Genomic DNA, 26,059 nt, shown 5'->3' on the forward strand with positions numbered 1-26,059 from the left:
GGGTATTAGGATGGATCAAAAGCGTTGTGCCGTCGCCTCTAAAGAAAGCTTGATTCGTATTTTTACGGTGCCAGAAGCACCAGACTCGACATTAAGTAAAATCGAATCTGAAATTTCTAGCAACTTAGCTGGGTTCTTAAATGAGAACATAGCTGCTATCGAAAAGCCTTTGCACGAAATTGAAAAAGACTTTCAAACGGCTACTATTCCAGAAGAGCCGACCTTTGTTTCTGACTATGCTCAAGACATTATGGAGCAGTTGGTTGCTCATTCTGTTCATACCGCTGCGCCGAGCTTTATTGGCCATATGACCTCAGCATTACCGCATTTTGTGTTACCGCTTTCTAAGTTAATGGTCGGTCTTAACCAAAACCTAGTAAAAATTGAAACTTCTAAGGCATTTACGCCTCTAGAAAGACAAGTTTTGGGCATGATGCATCACCTTGCTTATGGTGAAGACGACAGCTTTTATAGTAAATGGATGCACAGTGCGAAAACGTCATTAGGCGCATTTTGTTCAGGTGGCACTGTTGCTAACATTACTGCACTATGGATAGCCCGAAACCGTTTATTAAAAGCCGATGGTGACTATAAAGGCATTGCTGCACAGGGTTTAATCGCTGGAATGCTGCACTATGGTTACAAAGGCTTAGCTGTACTTGTTTCTGAGCGAGGCCATTACTCATTAGGTAAAACCGTTGATTTACTGGGCATCGGTCGCGATAACATTGTCGCAATTGCAACCGGCGAAAATAATAAAGTCGATGTCGATGCGATGCGTAAAAAGGCTCATGAGCTTGAAGCGTCTGGCATTAAGGTAATGGCACTCGTGGGTGTTGCTGGTACGACTGAAACAGGCAGCATAGACCCACTAAATGAAATGGCTGATTTGAGCGAAGAACTTGGCTGTCATTTTCATGTCGACGCTGCATGGGGTGGATCAACCTTACTATCTTCAAATTACCGCCACCTTTTAAGCGGTATCGAACGCGCTGATTCAATTACTATTGATGCACATAAACAAATGTATGTACCAATGGGAGCGGGTCTGGTGTTATTTAAAGACCCTGCTGCGACGGATGCAATTGAGCATCATGCGGAATATATTCTTCGTAAAGGCTCAAAAGATTTAGGCAGTCATACCCTTGAGGGCAGCCGCCCAGGTATGGCAATGTTAGTACATGCTTGCTTACGTGTTATTGGCCGTAAAGGCTACGAGATGCTAATTGATCGCAGTATCGTAAAAGCCCGCACTTTTGCCGACATGATCAAGCAAGATGAAGACTTTGAGTTAATCTCAGAGCCAGAGCTTTGCTTATTAACCTATCGTTACGTACCAAAAGAAATCCAAGCGAAGCTTAAAGATGCTGATGAAGAAACGAAATTAGATATTTACGCTTCTTTGAATCGCTTTACTGCAAGCATGCAAAAGCGTCAGCGTGAAGCGGGTCGTTCTTTTGTATCGCGTACACGTTTAACTCCTGCAAAATATGACCATCAACCCACCGTGGTATTTCGCGTTGTATTAGCCAACCCGTTAACCTCTAAAGCAATTCTAAAAGATATTTTAGCGGAGCAAAAAGAGCTGGCGAAAAATGATCCGGTATTTAAAAAGTACTTGAGTAAGTACATGGATTAGAAAAGGGAGCTTGATGCTCCCTTTTTATTATACCCAAGCCACCTCAAGATGCAGAATTCAGCGTTTCACAGGTGCTTAATATCAAGGCGTTACTTTGCAAGAATGGTAGTCCCTTTTAAGAAGTAACAACGATGAGAGTAAGTGCCTGTGAAGCGCCCGAAGGGTTGGTTTAAAAGCGATTTATACTGCGTTATTGATTTTAACAATAGAACCACTATTACTTGCAATCAATGCCTTGTCTAAATCGCTTTTAATTCCAACTGAAACTCGCATCTTTAGGTGGTTTGGGTATATTCACTAAAGCAGCTAGCTTTAATCATGTCACTGATAATCGCTTGCGAAGGTTTTATTTTTTCCATCGCCAAAAACTCATCTGGCTGGTGGGCTTGGTTAATTGAGCCAGGTCCCATGACGATGGTTTCGCAGCCAAGCTGTTGAATGAAAGGGGCTTCTGTACAATAGTTTACAGCGACAGCAGGTTGACCCGAGACTTTTTCAGCCAACTTCACAAGTGCTGTATCAGTGCTACCACTAAATGCTGGGATAGGTTCATGCATGTCGATAACACTCACTGCATTTGGGTATTGGACATTAATTTCTTCTGCTGCAGTTAGCAAAATCGCTTGCAGTTCTTGCACACTTAAACCAGGTAAAGGCCGCATATCAATGTGCATTTCACAACAACCACAAATGCGGTTGGCATTGTCGCCACCATGAATATGACCAAGGTTCAAAGTAGGGTACGGAATTTCAAAGTGCTCAACTGAATATTTATTCTTTAATTCTTCTTTGATGATTAACAATTTTGTAATCATTTTATGCATGACTTCGATGGCGTTTAAACCACGTTCAGGATCAGAGCTATGGCCTGAGCGACCAATTACCCGAATCGCAGTACTCATATGGCCTTTATGAGTAAATACCGGTGTCATATCAGTTGGCTCACCAATAATACAGCGCGCTGGTTTTAAGTCTGGGTGGCGGCAAATTTGTTGTGCTCCCGCCATTGTGGTTTCTTCATCGGCTGTGGCTAGAATTAATAGTGGCTCTGTTTGCTTCGTAGCATCAAGCTCACTAATTGCTTGCAATACAAAGGCAAAAAAGCCCTTCATATCAATACTACCTAAACCATAAAGTTTATTGTCATGCTCACTAAGTTTGAACGGATCGTAGTTCCAGCGGCTATCATCAAATGGCACCGTATCAGTATGACCTGCAAGCATTAAACCGCCATCTCCTTCACCGCGTTTCGCTAATAAGTTGTAACGGCCTTTACCGTTTTCAAGCTCTGTGATTTCACATGTAAAACCAAGGCTTTCGCACCAGTCTGCGAGCAAGGTAATAACTCCTTTATTGCTCATGCACAAAGAATCTTCAATCGCACTAATTGAAGGGGCAGCAATTAGCTGCTGATACATAGATATAAAAGAGGGTAGTGACATAAAAAAATCCAAAAATAATTATTCAATCTAATTGCATAACAATATAAAAGTATTTATGATGAATATCAATTCACTTTTTAAGCATAAATATTAGTAAAGCTGTACGATGAACACGAAACGACGATAACCTGATTTCATTACTTTAGACAGTGTTTTTATTCGCAATTGAGCGAGTAATTTTAGGCGTATCGATAAATAGATTTAATAGGTAAAAGTAAGCAATGAATGTAGTGATTATTGGCGCAAGTGGTTATAGCGGCGCAGAGCTAGCAAGTTTAGTTGTTAAGCATCCAAAACTGACCCTTAAAGCATGTTATGTGTCTGAAGGGAGTTTAGATAAAGGTCAATTATTAAGCGATTTATACCCTGAGCACCTTGGATTGTTAGAGTATCCACTACAACCTCTAACTGCTGGAGCGTATAAAGATATCGAAAGCAATGCTGACTATGTATGCCTGTGTACAGATCACAAGGTCAGTGTTGATCTTGCTCCCCAATTTTTAGCCATGGGTAAAAAAGTATTCGACCTATCTGGTGGTTTCCGTTTAGCTGGGAATGAGGATTACCTAACTTATTACGGTTTCGCACATGAACATCCTGAGCTTTTAGAGCAAGCAGCATATGGTTTAGCTGAATGGAATAGCGATGCGATTAGTAAAGCAAACCTTGTTGCTGTAGCGGGTTGTTACCCAACAGCGGCACTTAATTCTTTAAAACCACTTAAAGAAGCAGGGCTATTAACTGATCAAGCCATTATTGTTAATGCGGTGTCAGGTGTTACAGGCGCTGGTAGAAAAGCCAGTGTTAATACCCACTTTTGCGAAGTGTCACTTGCTCCTTATGGCTTGTTTAACCACAGACACACACCTGAGATTGAGCAGCACCTTGGTCACCCTGTGCTATTCACGCCACATTTGGGTAACTTCCCCCGTGGAATTTTAGAAACTATTTATGTGCAATTAAAACCAGGCGTAACTGCAGAGCAAGTGAATGAGGCTTATCAAGTATTAGCAAACGAGCCGTTAATTCGTTTACTTGGCAATAAAATTCCAAGCATTAAAGGCGTGGCTAAGCAACCATTTGTTGATATTGCATGGCAACAAAAAGGTGAACAACTCATCGTTATGTCAGCGATTGATAACCTCCTAAAAGGTGCGGCAGGGCAAGCATTACAGTGCATTAATTTAGCCATGGGTGAACCTCACCATACTGGCTTAGTAGGAGCGCTGTAATGAAAACTTGGATCATTAAAGTCGGTGGTGCTGTGTTAAATAGCGCAGATGCCGCAAAAGCGCTTTTTGATGTTTTAGCTTCTGAGCAAGATAACTTTGTCATTGTTCATGGTGGTGGTGCCTTGGTGGATGCTTGGCTTAAAGACGCCGGCTTTGTAACTGCAAAACATCAAGGTTTACGTATCAGCCCAAATGAGCAAATGCCTTATATTGTTGGTGCTCTTGCAGGTTGTGCCAATAAACAATTGATGAGCCAAGCAATCAGCGCTGGCCACAAACCTGTGGGTTTAAGCCTTTATGAAGCGGGTGTACTGGTATCTGAAAAACTTAAAGTGCTGGCGCAAGTAGGTCAGTGTTCAGGTAGTTGTGACAGTGTGCTACCTAGTATGCTTGAACAAGGTCGTTTACCCCTAGTGAGCTCTATTGGCTTTGGGGAAGATGGCCAATGGTACAATGTCAATGCAGATGAAGCGGCAGCGGCTATTGCTAAAGAGCTTGATGCAGAACTTATTTTTATGACTGACGTAGAAGCTGTGCTTGATGCCAATAAGCAGCCTCTACATCAACTTAATACGCAGCAAATCGAAACACTTATCCTTGAAGGAGTTATTCAGGGCGGGATGGAGGTCAAAGTAAAGACCAGCCTTCTTGCTGCCCAACATTTACGACGTGGTGTGTATATCTCAAGCTGGCTTAAGCCAGAGAACTTAGTCGCTTTATTAAAAGGCGAGCATGTAGGAACGAAAATTACACCATAGGTATTTCATGTTAAAGAATTTCTTAAATGGTCTTGAATTAGACCAAAAAGGCGCACTTAAATTACTAAACTTAGCGCAAAAAATTAAAGCAAACCCAGTTGACTTCAGCCAAGCATTAGCGGGCAAATCAGTGGTCACATTGTTTGAAAAGCCAAGTTTACGTACTCGTTTATCATTTGATATTGGTATTAATAAACTAGGTGGTCACGCAGTTTATTTAGATTCACAAAATGGTGCTATGGGCGCTCGTGAATCAGTTAAAGACTTTGCTCTTAATATCTCAACTTGGGCAGATGGCATTGTTGCTCGCGTGAATGCACACAAAACACTGACCACGCTTGCTGAATATTCATCGGTGCCTGTTGTTAATAGCTTATGTGACTTATATCACCCGTGCCAAGCGCTTGCTGACTTTTTAACGCTACAAGAAGTGCATGGCGATGTTAGCAAACTAAAGCTTGCTTACTTAGGTGAAGGTAACAACGTCACACACTCTCTAATGTTATTAGCCGCTACTTTAGGTACTGATTTTGTTGCAGTTTGTCCTAAAGGTAGCTCGCCAGATTCGCAAATTCTTAAGCAAGCAGAGCAAATTGCAGCAATGAATGGTGCCTCTGTCATGGTGAGTGACAGAATTGAGGCGGCAGTTGGTGCAAATGCAGTCTATGCTGATACCTGGGTTTCAATGGGTGATAAAACACCGCTTGAGCAGGTTAAAGCTAAATATATGCCATATCAGCTTAACCAAGCCCTACTAGAGAAAACCGGTGCGCAAACGGTACTGCATTGTCAGCCAGCGCATCGTGAGTTTGAAATTACCTCTGAGGTAATGGATGGCCCAGCATCAAAAATTATTCAACAAGCAGAGAATCGTATGCACGCGCAAAACGCTCTACTTGTCACATTATTAAATCCAAATTTTGTTTAAGGAACACCAATGAGTTCAATTAAAAAAGTCGTATTAGCCTATTCTGGTGGTCTTGATACATCGGCAATCGTGCCATGGTTAAAAGAAAACTACGGCTGTGAAGTAATCGCGTTTGTTGCTGATGTTGGCCAAGGCGCAGAAGAGCTTGAAGGCGTTGAAGAAAAAGCCATTGCTTCAGGTGCCTCAGAGTGTCATATCGTTGACTTAAAAGACGAGATGGTCAGTGACTATATTTACCCAACTTTAAAAACGGGTTCTATTTACGAAGGCACTTATTTACTAGGTACGTCTATGGCGCGTCCTATCATTGCTAAAGCGCAGGTTGAAATTGCTCGTAAAGTAGGTGCCGATGCACTTTCGCATGGTTGTACTGGTAAAGGTAACGACCAAGTACGTTTTGAGTCATGTTTCGCAGCCCTTGCACCTGATCTAAAAGTGATTGCACCTTGGCGTGAGTGGGACTTATCAAGCCGTGAATCATTACTTGATTACTTAGCTGAGCGTAATATTCCGTGTTCTGCGTCAGCAACAAAAATTTATAGCCGTGATGCTAACGCTTGGCACATTTCTCACGAAGGTGGTGAGCTTGAAGATCCATGGTGCCAACCAAGTGATCAAGTATGGACTTGGACTAACTCTCCTGAGCAAGCGCCAAATGAAGCAGAATATGTAACATTGAATGTTGTTGAAGGTGAAGTGGTTGCTGTTAACGGTGAATCACTTAAACCATATGACTGCTTAGTTAAATTAAACGACATTGCTGCGCCGCATGGTGTGGGTCGTGTTGATATCGTAGAAAACCGTTTAGTGGGTATGAAGTCGCGTGGCTGTTATGAAACTCCTGGGGGCACTGTGATCATGGCTGCTCTTCAAGCAATTGACGAGCTAGTGCTAGACAAATCAAGCCGTAAGTGGAAAGAAGTACTTGGTGGCGAGTTCTCTCACTTAGTCTATGACGGTCGTTGGTTTACACCATTAAAAGACTCGATTCTTGCAGGTGCTGAATCACTGTCTAAGTTAGCAACGGGTGAAGTGGTGCTTAAGCTTTATAAAGGCCAAGTCACTGCGGTACAGAAAAAATCACCGAATAGCTTATACAGCGAAGATTTCGCAACCTTCGGCGAAGATGATGTATATGACCAATCACATGCAGAAGGCTTCATTCGTTTATTCTCGCTATCTAGCAGAATCTCAGCACTAACGAAAAAGTAATTTAATTATTGCCCTGCAATAGCAGGGCAATAGCCGAATTTGGAGACAGTTCAATGGCACTATGGGGCGGACGTTTTTCTACGGGTCCAGATGAAGCGTTTAAACAATTCAACGATTCACTTCCTTTTGATTATCAACTTGCAGAGCAAGACATTATTGGTTCAGTTGCTTGGGCTGGGGCGTTAAAACAAGTAAACGTTCTAAACCAGCAAGAATACGATGACCTCGTTGCAGCACTTAATAAGCTGTTAGATGAAGTTAAAGCGAATCCACAAGCAGTGGCTGTAGCAGGGCATGAAGACATTCATTCTTATGTTGAGTCAGCACTGATTGATAAAGTGGGTGACCTTGCTAAAAAGTTACACACCGGTCGTAGCCGTAATGACCAAGTAGCAACAGACTTCCGTTTATGGTGTCGTGATACAGCTGAGCATATTCTTGAAGCAATCGCAGAGCTGAAAGGTGAATTTATTGCCTTAGCTGAGCGTGAGCTTGGCACTATTTTACCGGGTTACACACACTTACAGCGTGCACAACCAGTATTATTTAGCCATTGGTGTATGGCTTATGTTGAAATGCTTGAGCGTGATGAAAGCCGTTTAAGCGATGCGAAAAACCGTATGAATTATTGCCCACTTGGTAGCGGTGCATTAGCCGGAACTGCGTACCCAATTGATAGGCAAACTCTTGCCGAAGGGTTAGGTTTTACCGGTGCCACACGCAACAGCCTTGATGCAGTTTCAGACCGTGACTTTGTAGTTGAGTTATTAAGCTGTGCATCGATTTCGATGATCCACTTATCGCGTATGGCCGAAGATTTAATTTTCTATAACTCGGGTGAGGCGGGCTTTATTGAGCTTTCTGATGGGGTAACATCAGGCTCTTCATTAATGCCGCAAAAGAAAAATCCAGATGCACTTGAATTAATCCGTGGTAAAACGGGCCGTGTTTTTGGCGCTTTTAGTGCCATGATGATGACACTAAAAGCGCTACCACTTGCTTACAATAAAGATATGCAAGAGGACAAAGAAGGTTTATTTGATGCGATGCCGACGTGGTTGGCATGTATTCATATGGCGCAAGCGTGTATCAAAGGCATTAAAGTTAATGCAGATAAAACATTAGCTGCTGCAAAAGGTGGTCATTCAAATGCGACTGAACTTGCAGACTATTTAGTGGCTAAAGGTATTCCATTTAGAGAAGGTCACCACATTGTTGGTACGCTCGTGCAAATGGCTATCGCACAAGGGAATAACTTAGAAGATTTAAGTTTAGAGCAATTTAAGTCAGTGCATAGCATTTTCGAATCAGATGTATATCCTGTATTAGAAATAGACGCCTGTATTAAAGCTAGGCAAGCACAAGGTGGCACTTCTATTGAGCAAGTAACAAGTGCCATCAAATACGCAAAAAAAAACAGCAAATAGCGGTACGTGACGCAACCTTAAATGATGTTGAGTCCATCGCTAAGCTTATTCAGCATTGGGCTACGGTAGGTGAAAATCTACCACGAGCTAAAAGCGACATGATTCACTCAATTAATGAGTTTGCTGTCACAGAAGTTGAAAACCAAGTAGCTGGCTGTGCCTCGCTGTATATTTACGACACTGGCCTTGCTGAAATTCGCTCGCTCGGGGTGGATCCCGAATCACGAATTGCAGGGCAGGGACGTCAACTTGTTGAATATTTGCTAAAAAAAGCCAAAAGCTTGGCGCTTAGTCGGGTAATTGTCCTGACCAGAGTGCCAGAATTTTTTGCAAGCCAAGGTTTTAGCTTTTGTAGCAAAGACAGTTTGCCAGAAAAAGTGATCAAAGATTGTGATCTTTGCCTTCGTAAAGATAATTGCGATGAAGTGGCAATGGAATATATTTTAAAGCCAAGTTATAGCGCGGTGATCCCGTGTAAACACGTGGCTTAAATTCCCTGGATGAAAAAAACGCACGGTTACCCCTGTGCGTTTTTTTATGCCTGAAATTTAGATTCGCTGACTTTTATGATCAAAAAGATCAAAATTTATAAAAGTTGGATCGTTAATTGCTTTTATAATCAGGCGGTGGCAACGTCGCGATGAAGTACAAAAAAGCGTCAAAAAAATGAGAACGCTTAACTCAGCTTGCAAGCTATTGTAAGCTGTACTGAAAAAACAATTAACTTAAAGGAATTAACTTATGCAAGTTTCAAACAATAGCCAATTGCAAATGCAAGCTTACAGCCAAATGCAACAAACAAAGCCTGCTTTGGAACAAACTACTAGTAATAAAACCCTGCAATCTGATACAGTAACTTTATCAAGTGAAGCCTTGGCTTTATCTGGTGACGCAGACCTTCAACGTGGTGGCGGTGCTGTATTCCCAAATAAAAAGAAAGAAGAGTAGATGACGGGTATTAAATGTTTTTGACTGAGCTTTTTGGTGTTTTTTCATTATCAGCTTTTGCTGTTTGGGGCTTGTTGATGGCATTTTTCTTCAATACCTTTGTGTTTAGTTTAGGTATAAAAAGAAAAACTACCTTATTGCTCAGTTCATTCATCATGGCAACATCTTACTTAACAGGTGACTACTTCTTTACTTGGTTATCACCAGTTCCTGCAACGTACCTTGATTGGGCGATTTACGACATTGTAACGATTGTTTGTCTAACAATTGCTTATCTCTTTATGAGAAGAACAACACCCTCATTTTTATACCTTGTTGTAGGCTTATCTCTTAATTCAATTCTCTTTGTCCTAATGTATATTGACCTTTATGTTTATGGAAACACTCAACCTTGGTTTTTTTGGGACATCTATTCTTTTGGTGTGAATATCATAGATCTAACAATGATAATTGCGCTTATCGTAGACCGTGATATTTTGGGTCTCCATAAACTCAAAAACTATATCACTGAGTCAGTTAAGCCAAAAGAAATTAGAACACAAGCTTAGTAAATGTATATAACCGAAAATATTGGTGACGTGATAGGCTCCTTCATTGAATGGGGGTTCTTAATGGCTTTTCTTTTTAATTTGGTAACCCATATCAATAAACCTGATAAACGCTTGGTTATCTTGGCGTTTATAATGATGGTTTCATACTTTCTAAGTGGTATTTTTAACTTATCTATCTATAGCTATCTAAACTGGTTTTATTTCGACCTGCTAACCATAACAACAATTTTAGCGTGGACTTACTATGCAAAAATAGTCGCTTTTAATGCGATCTACTACATAGTCTTGGGATTGTTTTTAAACGCCATTTTGATGATTTGCATATTTATAGATATTGTAGTTATCGAAAACAGAACACCTTGGGCACTCTGGAGTATCTATTCGTTTGGAGTAAATACCATTGATATAATGATGCTCATTGCATTGATCACGAATCGCGACTTTTTACTATTTCATAAACTTTGCCGTTTTATGAAATATAAATTTAGACCGTCATTTTTAGATAAACCTGAACACCTCACTAACGCTTAATGAAACTCGCCGTATTTTAAGAGTATCTGAATTTTAAGACTTACTTCATGCTTAAACTAATCCAAGACAACTTTGGAGTATACCTCGCAGCATTCATCATGTGGGGATTCTTGATGTCGTTTCTTTATAACATGGTAAAGAAATCATCAGCGCCAAATGGTGACAAAACAGTGATGTGGATTTCACTTGCACTGTTTATCTCCTATATGATGAGCGACCCATTACTTAACGTGGCGCTTGGCTATGATATGTTAGACTCAAGCTTTGCTTATGTAATTTGGGCGCTATCTGATTTAACAATACTACTCATTGTGTGGTTAATTGCACGTAAGCGAAATCTTGAGCAGGTTCCGGCAAAGCTTTATATATACACAGGGCTTATAGTTAACTCATCACTGTTTTTAGGTATGTATATCGATATTAACTACGCCTATACAGGAAACTGGTGGTTTTGGGATGTTTACAGTATCACAGTGAACCTGATGGATATCATGATGCTCATCGCACTTTTCAGTAATAAAGACTTTTTAGGGCTTGTGAAGCTATACAGGAAAGTTAAAGGCCAAGCTGAACCTGCTTGACCTCAATTAGTTAAAAGCGGTATTCCCAACTGGTTCTAAGGGCTGTGTTTGTTTCTGACTCATCACCTATTTCATCTTTTGAAACAAGTCCTGTCACTTTCCACAGGCCGTTAAACACAGATTGCTGATAACCGAGTTCTAACTGAAGTTGACTCATATCTGATGCGAGCTCAGCGTGTGTGGTTTCGCTTTCAATCCAACGAAGCTTAGCATGGCCACCATAACCGTTTAGAGTGTGGTAATAGGTGCCAAGGATAGCCGATTTACTTTGTAGTGGTGTTGAGCTGCCAATTAAGCGTGAGCGTTGTGTATAGCTACCAGAGCCATATACGCAATCGCTAATTTGCTCACAAGTTTGCTCTGTATTTGAGTATTCAAAGTAGCTTTTTAATAGGCTCTCTTTCGAGCCAAAATAGCTTTCAACACCCAGCGTATAAAATGGCTCGCTGGGTGCTAAGCCACTTTCATTTCGACCCATTACCTCAGCATAGAATGCCACAGGTTGCGCTGCTAAAGTGGTTGAGTACTTAACATCTAAGCTAGTTAAACGGTGTGTTGATTCACTGCTTTCGAGTGTAACAGGGTCAATTTCGAGGTTAGTTAAATAATCAGAGCCTGCACTGTTAATTGCAATTTCAAGGCCTGTTAATGGGGTACTTGCAAATCGGAGCGCCCAAAAGTCACCGTCTTCTGAGCTATTTAGATATGGCTTTTGTTTGGCGTAAATACCCGTTAACTGCCAGTTACCAATAAATGATAACCAACTAGGGCCTACATATTGTGTATTTGCTCTGCTGAAGCGCACGCCTTTCATTGGCGCCGCGTTATTTGATAGTAGTAGGGCGTTATCGTTACTTGGCCCCCACCAATGGCTAACTTGCTCTGCACTGATTGACCAATTACCTAGGAGTACGGCTAAATAGCTATCTTGGTAAGTAACATGTTGTTTATCAAGGGCGTCATCGGCGTAATTTACACTGACTTTAGCGCTAACCCGCTTCCCTGTGATTGAACCATAACTATTTACACCGCTTTCTTGCTGGTGGCGTTTACCAAACCCTTGCTGAGAGAGTGGCTCGCTGTTGTAGTTTAGGCGAAGACCTGAGCTGGTTTTTTGTTTTGCATTATCAAGGGCATGCTTAACATGCTGATAAGCAAATAAGCTTCGCTCATCTAGTTGGCTGGTATTGGCAACGTCTAGGTCGCGTGCGATACCTTGCCACATTAATGGGTAGCTATTAATAGGCTGTTTAATAATGCCTTGGTTAAAGAGCATTTCTATTGAAGCGCGAAGCAATGGGTCATCACTTTCTATCCATGGTCCTGCAACACTTGGCGCAGAGATCATTAGTAATGCAGTTAAGCTAATGAACTTTTTTAATTTCATCCGTGAATTTTATCCTGTAAGGCTTTGGCTACAATAGGGTCAACAAACTCGCTCACATCGCCATTGTGGCGTGCGACTTCTTTGACGAGAGTCGATGAAATAAATGAGTTTTTTTCTGCCGGTGTTAAAAATACACTTTCTAGATCTGGGTTTAGGCGACGATTCATATTGGCTAACTGAAATTCATAGTCGAAGTCAGACACCGCACGAATACCACGAATAAGCACTTCGGCTTTATGGTCGCGAGCTAAATCAGCTAATAAGCCTGAAAAGCCAATTACATTCACGTTATCAAGATGCGCCAAAATTTTATTAGCAAGCTCAACGCGCTCATCAAGGCTAAAGCAAGGTTGTTTACTTGGATTATGCGCAATGGCAACAATCACTTTATCGAACATTTTTGCCGCGCGATGAATTAAGTCTGTATGGCCATTTGTGAGTGGGTCGAAAGTGCCCGGATAGATTGCAGTAACGTTCATAACTATCAGCGATTTATAAATTTGCCTGCTATATTAACAGTGTTTTCACGACTATGCAGCTTAGAAAATACGCGTATCGGATTAGGAACCTTCACCTATATAAGGTACTAAACCGATTGAGGTTTATATTTTTCAAGGTAGTATTTAATTGTCGCGCATTTGTTTATACTGCTCGGCTGGGGACCGTAATAATCATAAAAAACAGAGTAATTAGGCTATGAGCACAAAGGACAAGATCATACACACCAGCATCGAGTTATTTAATCGCCACGGTGAGCGTGCCATAACAACCAATCATATCGCTTCGCATATGGGGATAAGTCCAGGTAACTTGTATTATCACTTTAAAAATAAAGAAGATATTATTCGCCACATATTTGCTTTGTATAGCGACCATTTACATACTCACTTTAAGCCATTGGCTCCTGATGATGATGCGCTAGAGAATCTAGCTGGTTATTTAGATTCACTGTTTGAACTCATGTGGCGTTTTCAGTTTTTCTACGACAATTTAGGCGATATTTTATCTCGTGATGAAGAGCTGAAAAAAGGCTACATTGCGTTTCAAGCTGAGCTTTTAGAGCAAGTCAAAGATGTACTTTTGGCATTACGTGAAGGCGGTGTTATTTGTATTGAAGATGAAGATGTCACAGAACTTGCACATATGCTTAAAATGACCGTGAGCTTTTGGACGCCTTACATCAAAGCTCGCCGCTTAAGCGGCGAACTTGCCAGAGCAGATATTTACAACGGTATTTTAAAAGTATTACTGCTATTAAAAGCTCATTGCACAGAGCAACACCTAGAGCAAGTTAACGAATTAAGAGCTAAGTATTTAGCCCTTGCAGAAACAGAGCAAAGCGAACAATAATCCCGCAAAGCAGTTTATTTCCTAGACGCTATAATTTTTGTTATAATCGCGCGCCCTTGAGGTTGCTATACCTTGGGGCGTGTGAAATCCACAGTCTAAGAGTGAACTATGCTTAAATTTATCGTCAAATTACACCCTGAAATCGCGATCAAGAGTAAATCTGTTCGTAAGCGTTTTACCAAGTTATTAGAAAATAACATTAAGATCGTTTTGCGTCGTGTTGACGAAAAAGTTCAGGTAAGAAACAACTGGGACAATATCTCTGTTGTTAGCTTGCTAGAATCTGAGCAAGTTCGCTTAGATATTATCGATGGCTTAAAACGCATTCCAGGTATCGTACAGTTTATTGAAGTAACAGAAACAGACTTCGACTCAATCGACGATATTTACCAAAAAGCACTTGAACTAATCGGCCATACGATTGCGGGCAAAACCTTCTGTGTACGTTGTAAACGTTCTGGTAAGCATGATTTTACGTCGAGCGACGTAGAGCGCTACGTAGGTGGTGGTTTAAACCAACATGTTGAAGGTGCGCGCGTTAAATTATCTCACCCTGAAGTGACTGTTCGCTTAGAAGTACGAGATGATAAAGCATACATTGTTACTCAAACTCACTTTGGTATGGCGGGCTTCCCGCTGCCTACACAAGAAGATGTACTGTCACTTATGTCGGGTGGCTTCGACTCTGGTGTTGCCAGCTATCAAATGATCCGTAAAGGTGCGCGTACTCACTTCTTGTTCTTTAACTTAGGTGGTGCGGCTCACGAAATCGGTGTTAAGCAGGCGAGTTATTATATCTGGAAGCAGTTCAGTTCTACTCACAAAGTAAAGTTTGTTACTGTTGATTTTGAACCTGTTGTTGCTGAGATTTTAGAGAACGTTGAAAACAGCCAAATGGGTGTTGTGCTTAAGCGTATGATGATGCGTGCCGGTAGCCAAGTTGCAGAAAAACTCGGTGTACAAGCACTGGTAACTGGCGAAAGTATTGGTCAGGTATCAAGCCAAACACTGGCTAATCTGAGTGTGATTGACCGTGTGACGGAAACTTTAATCATTCGCCCGTTAATCCAACACGACAAACAAGATATAATTAATATAGCGCGTCAAATCGGCACGGCTGAAATGGCAGAAAGCATGCCAGAATACTGTGGCGTAATTTCTAAAAAGCCAACGGTTAAAGCTAAAATCAAAACCATTCTTGCTGAAGAAGCTAAGTTTGACTTCGACGTGCTAAATACGGTTGTTGAAAATGCCCGTGTAATGGATATTCGCGATATCGACACCGAAGCGAAAGAAGAAGTGAAAGAAGCAGAGTCTGTATCTGATTTACCTAAAGGGGCGGTTGTTGTTGATATTCGCTCACCTGAAGAAGAAGATGCAAACCCATTAGAGCTTGAAGGTATTGAAGTTGTACATTTACCTTTCTTCCGCTTAGCGACTAAATTTGGTGACTTACCAAAAGACAAAGAATATTACTTATATTGTGCTAAAGGTGTGATGAGCCAGCTACAAGCGCTGATCTTGCACGAAGAAGGCTTTAGCAACGTAAAAGTGTATCGCCCGTAAGGGATACCGATAAAAGCGCGACATGTTCGCGCTTTTTTAATGCCTGAAATAATTACGAGAAACGAGAAACGAGAAACGAGAAACTTTACTCTTTCTCCTTTCCCCTTGTAGCTTAACTTTTTACTCTTTCCCCTAGTAACTAGCAGCTCATTAACTTTTTATTTTTATCATGCTCAGCATGGCCTGATTATAGGGAGTTTTTACCCCTAACTTAGCGCCTTGCTCGCACACATAACCACAAATTGCATCAATTTCAGATTCTCGATTATGGCTGATGTCTTGCTGCATAGAAGAAAAGTTTTCAGCGGTGGCTGTCATCACAGAATAGGCTTGATCCAGCGCCTCGCTGAGTTTTACTTTAACCCCTTGTTTATTGGCTACCAGGCACGCTTCATTAAGTAAGTTAATAATGCGTGTGCTAAATTGTGGTGCACGTAGCTGGCCATTTTTTACGTTATGAATCGCTGTTAACGGGTTAATTGCAATATTCACTAACAGTTTTTGCCATCGCAATGAGTGAATATCATCGCTCACAGAAAAGTGTGGTAAGTAACTAAACTGCTGCTTAAGTTCATTGAGCTTTTCGCTTGCAGCTGCATTACATGCACCTAACACGCTTTCGCCATTACCTGTATGGCTCACACTATAAGGCGTTGTTTTAAAGCCAGCTAAACGCGTTGTTAAAAACGCTAACCCTTGCGTGTTTAACAGCTGGGCATTCAGCTCATCGACATTCCCCATGCCATTATGAGAAATAACGACTTGGCTTTCGTCATTGAGATAAGGTTTTACTTGCCCAAAGGCAGTTTGCACCTGAAATGCTTTAACTGTGATTAACACCAAATCAAAGGGGGCAGATTGACTTAGCTTTTTGTGGTGAATTAGGCGAGCTTTAATTGGGTGTGATTTACCATTACTCGCTTGATAAAAACGCGTGGTCAGGGTCGGCTTACGGGTCAGTAATGTAATGTCATGTTGTGCAGATAAAAAATGGCTAAACAACAAGCCAATTGCACCGTCGCCAACAATTAAAATGTTAGCCATTACGTTGCTTACTACCTAAATGAAAACCAAGTTTAATGATAAAGTAGCTAACTGCACCGATAAAATCAGCGACAAAATCCCCAACCGAAGCCTGACGGTAAGGCAGCATATCTTGCATAAACTCTATGGCTGCACCATATCCGGCTAACAGTAAAATTTGCACCATAAGTGGCAATTTAAAGGCTTTGTCCATCACCAAGGCCAGTACAAAGAAAATACCAAAATGCGCCACTTTATCTACGTGTGGAAAGAGGTTGCTCACCCCTTTAATTTCTTTGGCAAATAAAAATGTAAAGCCAATAATGCTGGCTAAAAAGATAACTTGGTAAACGCGCCTTGTCACAATAAACCCTAAAAATGCCGAAATTGAATGGCCAGTATATCAAACAATTTTTGCATCGCACCTGAACAAGTTGGATAAAAATAGAAAGAATCGACAAATAAGCGTTATAATTGCCAACCATAAATGAATTTAAAAAAGACTATGTTAGGAGAACCCCATGCCTTCATTTGATATTGTTTCTGAAGTAGAAATGAACGAAGCGCAGAATGCAGTAGATAATGCAAAGCGTGAACTAGAGACGCGTTTTGATTTTCGTGGTGTTGATGCATCAATCGAACTAAGTGATAAAGTAATCAAGTTAAAAGCAGAAGCACCACAACAAGTTATGCAACTTTTTGACATTCTTGCTGCGAAAATTTCAAAACGTGGCTTAGATGTATCTAGCCTAGAATTAAGAGATGAGTCGCGTAGCGGTAAATACGTAATGCGTGATGTTGCTCTTAAGCAAGGTATTGAAAAAGACGTAGCAAAGAAAATCGTTAAGTTAATCAAAGATTCAAAGATCAAAGTACAAGCCGCTATCCAAGGTGAAGAATTACGTGTAACTGGTAAAAAACGTGATGATTTACAAGAAGCAATGCAAGTTGTTCGTACTGCTGATTTAGGTCAACCATTCCAGTTCAAAAACTTCCGCGATTAATACTCTGTGTTTTTAGCTTTAAGCTGTAAGTTTTAAGCTATAAGCCTGCAAGTTTCTGAACTTTACAAGGAGCGTATTTTGAGACGAATATTAGGTTACAGAGAAAAAGATATCTTCTAGCTATTTTCAGCTAGAGGATATTTATGTCAGTAAAAAACAAAGCAATAGATCGTAATAAACACGGTAAAATAAACAGAAAATACACAGGCCCACACAGTACTTATTTTTACCAACAAACACCAAGTTGGTGGGTGAAAATGACGATGACCAAGCCAAGAAGACGTTTAAATAAAGCTCTTTGTAAGCTTGTGCTGAATGGTGCTGACCCAGAAGGAATTGTTTTTCCGTTAGGAAACTCGAAACCTCATGAGTATTTCTGGTAATCATTGTTTTATAAAAGCCAATCAGCCATGCTGATTGGCTTTTTTACTTTCGGCTTACAGCTTAAATCTTAAAACTTTATTTTAGCAGTATAGCCGTCCATTGACTTTCTTCCCCAAAATCATCACAATAACGGCCTATTTTCGAGGTGCTTGCTGTATCTTCAGATACGTTTTATTTCAAAGGGTGAAATAGTCGCAAGATAATCGGGAAGTCGGTGCGTTTTCAGGGAGAAAACAATGCCAACACTGCCCCCGCAACGGTAATGTATATGCCATGCATGTACAGAGTCCGGAGACCGGCCTTGAAGTAACTTACTATTCGCGTGTGCGGTGGGCACAGGCTAGGGGATATCATGCTAAATAAATCTGCGTTAGGCGTAGCGGTTGCTGCTGCGTTGTCTTTTTCTGTATCTGCTGACGAGCAATCAATCGAGCACATCACAGTTACTGCCAATAAATTCGAACAATCAATTAATGATGTATTAGCCAGCGTTACTGTTATAGACCGTGCTGATATTGAAGCAAGCTATGTTCGTGACTTACCAAGCTTACTTGCCACTCAGGCAGGTTTTCAAATTAATGCCAATGGTGGTTTTGGGCAAAGCTCTGGTGTTTCATTACGTGGTGCAAGTTCTCGTCATACGCTTATTTTAATTGATGGCGTACGCACAGGCTCTGCAACACTTGGCTATAAAAGTATTAGCAATATTCCTTTAAACAGTATTGAGCGTGTTGAAGTAATTAAAGGTTCACGGGCTGCTGTATATGGTTCTGATGCGCTAGCTGGTGTAATTAATATCATTACGCGTAAAGCACAAAATACGACCCTAGATGTTACTTTTGGTTCAAACTCTTACCAAGAGTATCAAGTAGCGACCGGTGGTCAGTTTGCGGGGGTTGATGTTGCCGTTAATGCTGGTTATGAAAAAACAGATGGATTTGATGTTCTGCAAGGCTTAGCGCCAGATGAAGACGGCTACGAGAACAAAAACCTTGGCTTTAATCTAGGTTATCAAAATGAGCAGTTAGGTGAGTTTTTAGCGCAAGCACAGTACTCAGAAGGCGAAGCAAAATATGATAGCGCTTATAGCCCTGCAGACAGCACCGTAGAAAAAGGCGAGTTCGAAAATTACCAAGCTTCATTAGGTTGGAAAAAAGCTTTCGAAAAACACAGCCATGCCATTGATATTGCCATATCAAGTGATAGCTCAGATGACTCACGCATTGATTACACAGGTGCAACGGTGGTTGATAAGTTTGAAACTGAGCGTGAGCAAATCGATTACAATGGCCAATACTTTTTAAATCAAGCATTGACACTAAGCGGCGGTTTGAATTGGTATAAAGATGAAGTGAACACTAACTCAGGTACTTACTTAAAAGACAGCCGTGAGGTATTCGCTGCGTTTGTTGGTGCTTATTATGACGACGAACAAGTGCTGGCAAACCTAACCGTGCGCCAAGATGATGATCAGCAGTTTGGTGATGAAACAACTTACACTGCAGCTGTTGGCTATCACTTAAATGACATCGCTACATTCCGCGTAAGTCAAAGTACTGGTTTTAAATCTCCAACATTTAATGACTTATATTACCCAGGCTCAGGTAACCCAGAGTTAAATCCTGAAACATCAGATAACCAAGAGCTTGGTTTATCACTCAATGTGAATGATATCAGCCTTGATATTGCGATTTTCCGCAGCGAAATCGATAACAAAATCGCTTGGGCACCAAATGCATCAGGGCAGTGGCAGCCAACTAATATAAACGAAGCTCGCCACGAAGGTGTTGAGTTTAGCTTTAAAAACCAAGTGTTTGGCTTTGATCACAGCTTTAACTTTACCTATCTTTCAGCGGAAGATACTGAGACAGGTCAGTCACTAACCTATGTGTCAAATCACAGTGTGAATTGGTCATTAAACAAAGCATGGGGAGATTTTGATGCTGGTATCGATATGCAATACCGTGGTGACCGTGATGGCAAGTTAACGCACTTACCTTCGTATACGTTATGGAATTTAGTTGGTCACTACCAAGCGACTGACAACTTAACTGTGTCACTACGCGTAGAAAACCTATTCGATAAAGAGTACAACGCCGTTGATGCCTATGGTACAGACCTAGATGGTGATTACATCAACGACGAATTTTATTACTACAACACGGCAGAGCGTCGCCTGTTTGTAGGTGCCCGTTATCAGTTCTAATAACTCTTAAAGTCAGCTGAGCTGTTTGCTTAAAGCGAGTAATTGACATTAATTTGCCCATTCATGTCATTAGTCTTTAAGTTAAAACAAGCTCAGCATTATTATTAGTTCTGCGTCTAAAAGCTCGCTACCTACTTAGCGGGCTTTTTTCATTTTAGTTTATCTGCGTAATGTTGTTCGAACTTCGCAAGCTTTGGGGCAATAAGAATACTGCAATAACCCTGATTTGGGTTTTCATTGTAATAGTCTTGATGGTACTGCTCTGCAGGGTAAAAGTTTGTAAGCGGGCTAAGCTCGGTGACAATAGGCTCACGAATTTGCTTCTGTAAAGCTGCTATCATCGCTTGCGCTTTAGCTTTTTGCTGCTCAGTATGATAATAAATAACACTACGATACTGTGTGCCTACATCGTTGCCCTGGCGATTTAATTGTGTGGCATCGTGTAAAGTGAAAAACATTTCAAGGAGGGTACTATAGCTGATAATACTGCTGTCAAAGTCGAGTTGAACAACCTCAGCATGACCCGTTAAACCAGTACAAATTTGCTGATAACTTGGGTTTTCAATCTCACCGCCTGCATAGCCAGAGCTGACATTAAGCACGCCTTTTACACGTCTAAATGCGGCATCAATACACCAAAAGCAACCGCCGCCAAAAGTGGCTACTTGAATGTTGTTATCCATATTTAACTCCCTTACCGTTTTGCTGACTATAGCTGAAAAAACAAAACGCCGTAAAGACGGCGTTTTGTTTGAGCTTAAACCGTTTTAAATTTCTTCTAACGGCTTGTCTTTTGCTTGTTGTTCTAACTTGCTTTGTAAGTACTCAGGCGATTGGGTATTTCGAGCAAGTGCGCTGTATGCTGCAGGTACTACGAATAAGGTAAGTAAGGTTGCAACAATAACACCAGTAAATACCACCACACCAATTACCATGCGGCTTTCTGCACCAGGGCCACTTGCAAGTACTAGCGGGACCGAGCTCATCACGGTGGTCAATGAGGTCATAATAATTGGGCGTAAACGTTGTGTCGCAGCTTGGGTAATCGCTTCGTTAAACTCTACGCCTTTATCGCGCAGTTGGTTAGCGAACTCAACAATCAAGATACCGTTTTTCGCACTTAAACCTATCAGCATTACGATACCAATTTGGCTGTAAATATTTAGAGTAAGTCCGGTGTACCACAAGCCAAATAATGCACCCACTAAACCAAGTGGCACAGTGAGCATGATCACAAATGGGTGAATAAAGCTTTCAAACTGTGCTGCAAGTACTAAGAAGGTAACAGTCAGTGCCAGAATGAATACATAGGTCATTGCCGATGCGCCTTCATAGAACAGTTGCGATTCACCCTTGTAGTCAATTGCGCCGTCGATGTCGTTTTCTTCTGCTGCCACTTGATTTAAGAAGTTAAGCGCTTCTTCTAGGGTATAACCATCTGCTAAGTTCGCACTTAAAGTAATTGCGCGCATACGGTTATAACGGTTTAAACGCGATGCGGTGGCTTCTTCTTTTAAGCTAATTAAGCTATCTAGCGGCACTAATTCACCACTGCGTGATTTTAAATAGATATTTGAGATATCAGTTGGGTTAGCAAAGTCTTCTTTGGTGCCTTTTAAAATCACATCGTATTCTTCACCTCGGTCGATAAAGGTCGTTACGCGGCGTTGCCCTAACATGGTTTCTAGCGTGCGGCCTACATCAGATACAGAAACCCCTAAATCAGCGGCTTTGTTTTTATCAATGTTGATTAAAAACTGCGGGAATGTTTCTTTGTAATCGTGGTCAATTCTTACCAAGCCTGGGTTTTTCTCAGCACGCTCAATAATACGGTCTCGCCAATCGGCTAGTTGGTCGTAATCGTTACCTTGCAGTACAAATTCAATCGGACGAGATGAACCGCCGCCACCAATACCACGGCGCATAATTGCAAACGCACGCACATCGGTCACTTCAGTCATTTTACCGCTGATTTCGTCCATTACTTCCCACGTCGAGCGCTTACGCTTATCCCAGTCAGCCATACCAATGATAGCAACACCACCTTGGCCGCCCCAGCCAGGTACACGAACAAGCACTCGGCTCAATTCGCCAGACTCAGAGTAAGGCATTAAACGTTCTTCAATTTTTGCCATGTTTGCAGCGTTATTTTCATAACTTGCGCCTTCTGGGCCACTCATCATGATAAAGAAAGTACCGCGGTCTTCTTTTGGAGTAAGCTCTGATGGTACTTTTTGAAACAGCATAAAGCTTGCAACACCGGCCAAAATCATAGTCAGTAGTAAGCTCCACTTACGACTCATATTTGAAGTCAGCGAGTTACGATAGGCGTTTTCGATTTTGTTAAATGTTCTATCCATCCACTGGCTAAACTTGCTTTCTTTTTCTGATGCTTTTAACACTTTTGAGCAAAGCGCCGGAGATAGGGTTAATGCGGTAATACTCGAGAAGAACACCGCGGCGCTTACTGCCATCGCAAATTCTGTGAATAGGGCTCCAATACGGCCATCCATAAACACTAGCGGTACGAATACCGCAATCAATACGAGGGTTGTTGCTATAATCGCAAAGCCAACTTCACGGGCTCCACGAAACGCAGCAAGCAGTGGAGGTTCACCCAGCTCTATGCGGCGGTGAATATTCTCAAGCATTACAATCGCATCATCTACCACTAAACCGATAGCAAGCACGAGCGCCAGAAGAGTTAACAAGTTGATAGAGTAACCCATAGCCAGCAAGAACATGAAGCTGCCCACTAACGCCACTGGTACGGTTACAGCAGGCACTAGCGTTGCGCGGATATTGCCTAAAAATAGGTAAATAACCAATACAACTAGCGCCATTGAAATCCCAAGGGTTCTATATACTTCATCAATAGACTCTTTGATGAAAATTGATGAGTCATAGCTGTCTTGAATGGTGGTGCCTTCTGGCAGGTTACGCTTAATTTTTTCAAGCTCTGCGCGGGCATTATCAACCACGGTTAGGGTATTGGCTTTGGCTTGCTTGACGATACCCAAACCAATCATATTACGGCCATTACCACGGAATAAGCTTTCGTCGTCAGCGGCTTCTAAGTGAACATCAGCCACTTCACCTAAACGTACTAAATAGCCATCATCGCCACGTTTGATTACTAAGTTTCTAAAGTCTCGCTGATCTTTATAACTACGCGCGGTACGTACTGTAAAATCACGGTCGATAGATTCGATTTCACCGGCAGGTAATTCAACGTTTTCAGTGCGTAAGGTGTTTTCAATATCGCTACTGGTAATACCGCGTGCTGCCATCGCTTTACGGTTTAACCAGATTTTCATTGCGTATTTACGCTCGCCACCAACGCGTACGTTAGAGACACCATCAACAACCGCTAATCTGTCAACAATAAAGCGCTGTGCGTAATCAGATAACTGCAATGAATCCATAGTGGTACTGTTTAGTACGAACCATGCAATAGGGCTTTCATCACTGTTTGACTTAGAGACCTCTGGCGGGCGAACTTGCTCAGGTAAGCTATCAAGGGCACGGGCGACACGCTCGCGTACATCGTTTGATGCGGCATCGATATCGCGGCTGATATTAAACTCAATAGTGATATTTGATCGGCCATTTCGGCTTGATGAGTTAATACTTTTGATGCCTTCGATACCCGAAATGCGGTTTTCGAGTACTTGGGTGATTTTCGTTTCAATGATCTCTGCGCTGGCACCAGTGTAATCAGTGCTAACGCTGACAATCGGTGTTTCAATATCTGGGTATTCGCGCAGTGGTAGCATAGAAAAAGCTACCAAACCAAAGGTAAGTAACAACAGGTTTATTACGATCGCAAAGACCGGGCGTTTAACGCTAGTATCAGTAATTTTCATGGTTTAGCCCTTGATACTTACTTTGCTGCCAGTACGAATTTTAATGATGCCTTCAGTCACGACTTGCTGACCATTTTCAAGGCCTTTATCAATTGCTACCCAGCCATTGTGACGACCAGCCACATGTACTTCGACTTTGTTAGCAACGCCATCTTCTATTTGGAACACGTAGTGTTTGTCTTGCTGAGGGATGACGGCTTTCTCTGGTACCATTAGCGCTTGGTTTGAGCTTAACTCTAATGCGGTGTTTAACAGCATACCTGGGCGTAATAGGCCTTTGTCATTGATAAAGCTTGCAGTCACTTCAACGCTACGTGTGACTGAATCGATACGCGAGCTAATATGCGTCACTTTACCGTTAAAGGTTTTTTCTGGGTAAGCATCATTTTGCGTCATCACTTTCATTCCTAGCTGTAATTGAGCTAGGTATTTTTCTGGCACTTTAAAGTCGACTTTTATGATGCTGATATCATCAAGGGTGGTGATGTTTGTAGTATTGCTAACATAAGTACCAATCGAAATTTCGCGCTTGCCAAGTAAGCCAGAGAACGGTGCTTTAATCGTCATTTCGGCCAGCTTTGTTTTGGCGCTCTCTAGTTGTGCCTCAGTTGCGTCAACGCGTGATAGCTGCTCTTCTAGTAACGATTTAGCCGTAGCCTGTGAGCGAGATAACTCAGTAAGGCGTTCAAGTTGACGGCGTTCTTCACGTAAATTAATGCTTAGCTCTTTCACTGCTAACTCTTCTTCTTGAGATTGCAATTGAACCAGTTTTTGACCTTTACTAACTAAGTCGCCATCATTGAAAAAGATATCGGTAACATAATCGTTTTGTGCACTGCGAATATAAATCGCTTGGTTAGCGCGAGCGCTACCAATTGCTTCTATTAGCACGGCATTTTCTTCTGCTGTAACAGTGTGCGCTGCCACCTGTGTTGCACGGTCGCCAAAGTTGCTTTGCTCACCTTGGCTTGAAGGTAAATACAAATAAATACATAACCCTAGCAAAAGGGTAATAATAAAAGGAAAAAGTGCTTTACCAGATTGTGTAGAATACATCATCGTGTTACCAGAAAATTAGTTGAGTGTAGTGTACAAAATTAGTACGTGCCCCGTATGTCAGGTATCTCATAAATTTGTGCATTTGGCGTAAAAGTTAAAAGTTCGGCTAATTTGTTCCTTTATTGTGACTAAAAGAGAGGTTTTAGTATGGGTAAAGAATCAAAATGTAATTATTGTTTAACGCTTAGAAAGATAGTTTTGGTCACAATTGTGATGTTTATTTTTTACTTTTCTGTTTATGGATAAGAAAGTTCCTGCACTCAAAGTGCGTGCTCAAGCATCTCGCCATGGCAGTGAGTTTTTAATTGTTGGCGGTATTGGGTTAATCATTATTATGCTGGTTAACTTATTGAGGCCCGGTGAAATTAGCATTGTTGAGATTTTTTTGGCAACAACCTGTATAGCAGCAATTTTTATTGGCTTTTTAAAAACGCAAGAACCATACTTTAGCCTAGTATTTACTCAGAATTTACTTATTTATCATCATAAGGTTGGGAATTGGCAGCTAAATCGTGCTAATTTTCATCATAGTGGTATACCAAAAGTGGAACAGGGCTTAGAATACCTTGAGTTAAACGCAGTTGGTATTAAACTCAATAACATAGATGAATTTTTAACTCAGATTTCCCCGAGAATTGCCGGACGATTACTAATAGAGCAACGTCATTTATTTATGCAAGTCATTCAAAAGTATTGCAAAAATGGTGATTGCCCATCAGAATGGTTGATAGAAGAGACGGACTACACTGCCCCTAGTGGTCAGGTTTACAAAGGATTGATTGCCATGTTTGCTAATCGTACGCAACATTTAAGGCAATTAACAGGATACGATTTATTATTGCCAGCCAATGTTCTTGATGTTGATATTTGGCAATTTAGTACAGATTTAAATCGTTGGAAACTGAACCCTAATGAGTTTATTGAGGCTCGCTTACAGAAAAAGTAAGCAGTTAGGTGCAGTAAGT

22 protein-coding genes, 1 pseudogene and 1 riboswitch are annotated in these 26,059 nt (G+C 41.4%); of the genes and pseudogenes, 15 read left to right on the forward strand and 8 right to left on the reverse strand.

Annotated elements, in window-relative coordinates:
* Positions 1-10: 10 nt before the first annotated feature.
* Positions 11-1,639, forward strand: coding sequence for a pyridoxal-dependent aspartate 1-decarboxylase PanP (gene panP, locus KQP93_RS03300; RefSeq protein ID WP_217875804.1), 1,629 nt, complete (start codon positions 11-13; stop codon positions 1,637-1,639).
* Positions 1,640-1,914: 275 nt separating this feature from the next.
* Here panP and argE read toward each other — a convergent pair whose 3' ends face one another.
* Positions 1,915-3,081 (reverse strand): acetylornithine deacetylase, encoded by a 1,167-nt coding sequence (gene argE, locus KQP93_RS03305; RefSeq protein WP_217875805.1) that lies wholly within the window; start codon positions 3,079-3,081, stop codon positions 1,915-1,917.
* A 221-nt stretch (positions 3,082-3,302) separates the two neighbouring features.
* On the opposite strand from argE, the gene argC reads away from it, so the two are divergent.
* From argC to KQP93_RS03345, 8 genes and pseudogenes are all read left to right on the forward strand, one after another.
* Entirely contained in the window at positions 3,303-4,313 is a 1,011-nt protein-coding gene (gene argC, locus KQP93_RS03310; RefSeq protein ID WP_217875806.1) for an N-acetyl-gamma-glutamyl-phosphate reductase, read from the forward strand.
* Complete coding sequence (gene argB, locus KQP93_RS03315; protein WP_217875807.1) at positions 4,313-5,071, forward strand: acetylglutamate kinase; 759 nt, start codon at positions 4,313-4,315, stop codon at positions 5,069-5,071. The genes argC and argB overlap by 1 nt, the downstream gene beginning before the upstream one ends.
* Before the next feature lie 7 nt (positions 5,072-5,078).
* Complete coding sequence (locus KQP93_RS03320) at positions 5,079-5,999, forward strand: ornithine carbamoyltransferase (RefSeq protein WP_217875808.1); 921 nt, start codon at positions 5,079-5,081, stop codon at positions 5,997-5,999.
* A gap of 9 nt (positions 6,000-6,008) precedes the next feature.
* Positions 6,009-7,211, forward strand: a complete 1,203-nt coding sequence (locus tag KQP93_RS03325; protein ID WP_054551091.1) for an argininosuccinate synthase — start codon at positions 6,009-6,011, stop codon at positions 7,209-7,211.
* A gap of 53 nt (positions 7,212-7,264) precedes the next feature.
* A pseudogene (argH, locus tag KQP93_RS03330) lies at positions 7,265-9,129 on the forward strand (argininosuccinate lyase).
* A gap of 250 nt (positions 9,130-9,379) precedes the next feature.
* A complete protein-coding gene (locus KQP93_RS03335) occupies positions 9,380-9,586 on the forward strand; it encodes a hypothetical protein (protein WP_054551094.1) in 207 nt (68 codons plus the stop codon).
* Between the two features lie 14 nt (positions 9,587-9,600).
* Positions 9,601-10,134: a hypothetical protein gene (locus KQP93_RS03340; RefSeq protein WP_217875809.1), complete on the forward strand. Its 534-nt coding sequence runs from the start codon at positions 9,601-9,603 to the stop codon at positions 10,132-10,134.
* A gap of 581 nt (positions 10,135-10,715) precedes the next feature.
* Positions 10,716-11,249 carry a hypothetical protein gene (locus KQP93_RS03345; RefSeq protein ID WP_217875810.1) on the forward strand — a complete coding sequence of 178 codons (534 nt, stop codon included), beginning with the start codon at positions 10,716-10,718 and terminating at the stop codon, positions 11,247-11,249.
* Positions 11,250-11,259: 10 nt separating this feature from the next.
* Here the strand turns inward: KQP93_RS03345 and KQP93_RS03350 are convergent, their stop codons facing one another.
* Entirely contained in the window at positions 11,260-12,636 is a 1,377-nt protein-coding gene (locus tag KQP93_RS03350) for a capsule assembly Wzi family protein (RefSeq protein ID WP_217875811.1), read from the reverse strand.
* Positions 12,633-13,115: a pantetheine-phosphate adenylyltransferase gene (gene coaD / locus KQP93_RS03355; protein ID WP_217875812.1), complete on the reverse strand. Its 483-nt coding sequence runs from the start codon at positions 13,113-13,115 to the stop codon at positions 12,633-12,635. The genes KQP93_RS03350 and coaD overlap by 4 nt, the downstream gene beginning before the upstream one ends.
* Before the next feature lie 217 nt (positions 13,116-13,332).
* Between coaD and KQP93_RS03360 the strand changes: the two genes are divergently transcribed.
* Complete coding sequence (locus KQP93_RS03360; protein WP_217875813.1) at positions 13,333-13,986, forward strand: TetR/AcrR family transcriptional regulator; 654 nt, start codon at positions 13,333-13,335, stop codon at positions 13,984-13,986.
* Positions 13,987-14,094: 108 nt separating this feature from the next.
* A complete protein-coding gene (thiI, locus tag KQP93_RS03365; RefSeq protein WP_217875815.1) occupies positions 14,095-15,552 on the forward strand; it encodes a tRNA uracil 4-sulfurtransferase ThiI in 1,458 nt (485 codons plus the stop codon).
* A gap of 150 nt (positions 15,553-15,702) precedes the next feature.
* Here thiI and KQP93_RS03370 read toward each other — a convergent pair whose 3' ends face one another.
* A complete protein-coding gene (locus KQP93_RS03370) occupies positions 15,703-16,596 on the reverse strand; it encodes a ketopantoate reductase family protein (RefSeq protein WP_217875816.1) in 894 nt (297 codons plus the stop codon).
* Positions 16,589-16,939, reverse strand: coding sequence for a VanZ family protein (locus tag KQP93_RS03375; RefSeq protein WP_217875817.1), 351 nt, complete (start codon positions 16,937-16,939; stop codon positions 16,589-16,591). The genes KQP93_RS03370 and KQP93_RS03375 overlap by 8 nt, the downstream gene beginning before the upstream one ends.
* 157 nt (positions 16,940-17,096) lie before the next feature.
* Here KQP93_RS03375 and KQP93_RS03380 point away from each other — a divergent pair, with 157 nt between their 5' ends.
* The 3 genes from KQP93_RS03380 to KQP93_RS03390 all read left to right on the forward strand — a co-directional run bounded on the left by KQP93_RS03380 (position 17,097) and on the right by KQP93_RS03390 (position 20,169).
* A complete protein-coding gene (locus tag KQP93_RS03380) occupies positions 17,097-17,579 on the forward strand; it encodes a YajQ family cyclic di-GMP-binding protein (protein WP_063703177.1) in 483 nt (160 codons plus the stop codon).
* Positions 17,580-17,722: 143 nt separating this feature from the next.
* Positions 17,723-17,962, forward strand: a complete 240-nt coding sequence (locus KQP93_RS03385) for a hypothetical protein (RefSeq protein ID WP_054551105.1) — start codon at positions 17,723-17,725, stop codon at positions 17,960-17,962.
* Positions 17,963-18,125: 163 nt separating this feature from the next.
* Positions 18,126-18,281: riboswitch (cobalamin riboswitch) on the forward strand.
* Positions 18,282-18,315: 34 nt separating this feature from the next.
* On the forward strand, positions 18,316-20,169 hold the full coding sequence (locus tag KQP93_RS03390; protein WP_217875819.1) for a TonB-dependent receptor domain-containing protein: 1,854 nt from the start codon (positions 18,316-18,318) through the stop codon (positions 20,167-20,169).
* 149 nt (positions 20,170-20,318) lie between these two features.
* On the opposite strand, the gene msrA is transcribed toward KQP93_RS03390, so the two are convergent.
* The 3 genes from msrA to KQP93_RS03405 form a co-directional block, all read right to left on the reverse strand.
* Positions 20,319-20,852 (reverse strand): peptide-methionine (S)-S-oxide reductase MsrA, encoded by a 534-nt coding sequence (gene msrA / locus KQP93_RS03395; RefSeq protein ID WP_217875820.1) that lies wholly within the window; start codon positions 20,850-20,852, stop codon positions 20,319-20,321.
* Positions 20,853-20,936: 84 nt separating this feature from the next.
* Positions 20,937-24,035, reverse strand: a complete 3,099-nt coding sequence (locus KQP93_RS03400) for an efflux RND transporter permease subunit (protein WP_217875821.1) — start codon at positions 24,033-24,035, stop codon at positions 20,937-20,939.
* Between the two features lie 3 nt (positions 24,036-24,038).
* A complete protein-coding gene (locus KQP93_RS03405) occupies positions 24,039-25,091 on the reverse strand; it encodes an efflux RND transporter periplasmic adaptor subunit (RefSeq protein WP_217876734.1) in 1,053 nt (350 codons plus the stop codon).
* Between the two features lie 241 nt (positions 25,092-25,332).
* On the opposite strand from KQP93_RS03405, the gene KQP93_RS03410 reads away from it, so the two are divergent.
* The gene (locus KQP93_RS03410; protein ID WP_217875823.1) at positions 25,333-26,040 is read left to right on the forward strand and encodes a DUF2982 domain-containing protein; all 708 of its coding nucleotides are present in this window, start codon (positions 25,333-25,335) and stop codon (positions 26,038-26,040) included.
* Positions 26,041-26,059: the final 19 nt, after the last annotated feature.

The sequence above is a fragment of the Pseudoalteromonas shioyasakiensis genome (assembly GCF_019134595.1).
Lineage (GTDB): Bacteria > Pseudomonadota > Gammaproteobacteria > Enterobacterales > Alteromonadaceae > Pseudoalteromonas > Pseudoalteromonas shioyasakiensis_A.

Excerpts from the sequence above, each read along its gene's own strand:
- panP (WP_217875804.1), top strand. The coding sequence starts at position 11 with ATGGATCAAAAGCGTTGTGCCGTCGCCTCTAAAGAAAGCTTGATTCGT.
- argE (WP_217875805.1), bottom strand. The coding sequence starts at position 3,081 with ATGTCACTACCCTCTTTTATATCTATGTATCAGCAGCTAATTGCTGCC.
- argC (WP_217875806.1), top strand. The coding sequence starts at position 3,303 with ATGAATGTAGTGATTATTGGCGCAAGTGGTTATAGCGGCGCAGAGCTA.
- argB (WP_217875807.1), top strand. The coding sequence starts at position 4,313 with ATGAAAACTTGGATCATTAAAGTCGGTGGTGCTGTGTTAAATAGCGCA.
- KQP93_RS03320 (WP_217875808.1), top strand. The coding sequence starts at position 5,079 with ATGTTAAAGAATTTCTTAAATGGTCTTGAATTAGACCAAAAAGGCGCA.
- KQP93_RS03325 (WP_054551091.1), top strand. The coding sequence starts at position 6,009 with ATGAGTTCAATTAAAAAAGTCGTATTAGCCTATTCTGGTGGTCTTGAT.
- KQP93_RS03335 (WP_054551094.1), top strand. The coding sequence starts at position 9,380 with ATGCAAGTTTCAAACAATAGCCAATTGCAAATGCAAGCTTACAGCCAA.
- KQP93_RS03340 (WP_217875809.1), top strand. The coding sequence starts at position 9,601 with ATGTTTTTGACTGAGCTTTTTGGTGTTTTTTCATTATCAGCTTTTGCT.
- KQP93_RS03345 (WP_217875810.1), top strand. The coding sequence starts at position 10,716 with ATGCTTAAACTAATCCAAGACAACTTTGGAGTATACCTCGCAGCATTC.
- KQP93_RS03350 (WP_217875811.1), bottom strand. The coding sequence starts at position 12,636 with ATGAAATTAAAAAAGTTCATTAGCTTAACTGCATTACTAATGATCTCT.
- coaD (WP_217875812.1), bottom strand. The coding sequence starts at position 13,115 with ATGAACGTTACTGCAATCTATCCGGGCACTTTCGACCCACTCACAAAT.
- KQP93_RS03360 (WP_217875813.1), top strand. The coding sequence starts at position 13,333 with ATGAGCACAAAGGACAAGATCATACACACCAGCATCGAGTTATTTAAT.
- thiI (WP_217875815.1), top strand. The coding sequence starts at position 14,095 with ATGCTTAAATTTATCGTCAAATTACACCCTGAAATCGCGATCAAGAGT.
- KQP93_RS03370 (WP_217875816.1), bottom strand. The coding sequence starts at position 16,596 with ATGGCTAACATTTTAATTGTTGGCGACGGTGCAATTGGCTTGTTGTTT.
- KQP93_RS03380 (WP_063703177.1), top strand. The coding sequence starts at position 17,097 with ATGCCTTCATTTGATATTGTTTCTGAAGTAGAAATGAACGAAGCGCAG.
- KQP93_RS03385 (WP_054551105.1), top strand. The coding sequence starts at position 17,723 with ATGTCAGTAAAAAACAAAGCAATAGATCGTAATAAACACGGTAAAATA.
- KQP93_RS03390 (WP_217875819.1), top strand. The coding sequence starts at position 18,316 with ATGCTAAATAAATCTGCGTTAGGCGTAGCGGTTGCTGCTGCGTTGTCT.
- msrA (WP_217875820.1), bottom strand. The coding sequence starts at position 20,852 with ATGGATAACAACATTCAAGTAGCCACTTTTGGCGGCGGTTGCTTTTGG.
- KQP93_RS03400 (WP_217875821.1), bottom strand. The coding sequence starts at position 24,035 with ATGAAAATTACTGATACTAGCGTTAAACGCCCGGTCTTTGCGATCGTA.
- KQP93_RS03405 (WP_217876734.1), bottom strand. The coding sequence starts at position 25,091 with ATGTATTCTACACAATCTGGTAAAGCACTTTTTCCTTTTATTATTACC.
- KQP93_RS03410 (WP_217875823.1), top strand. The coding sequence starts at position 25,333 with ATGGATAAGAAAGTTCCTGCACTCAAAGTGCGTGCTCAAGCATCTCGC.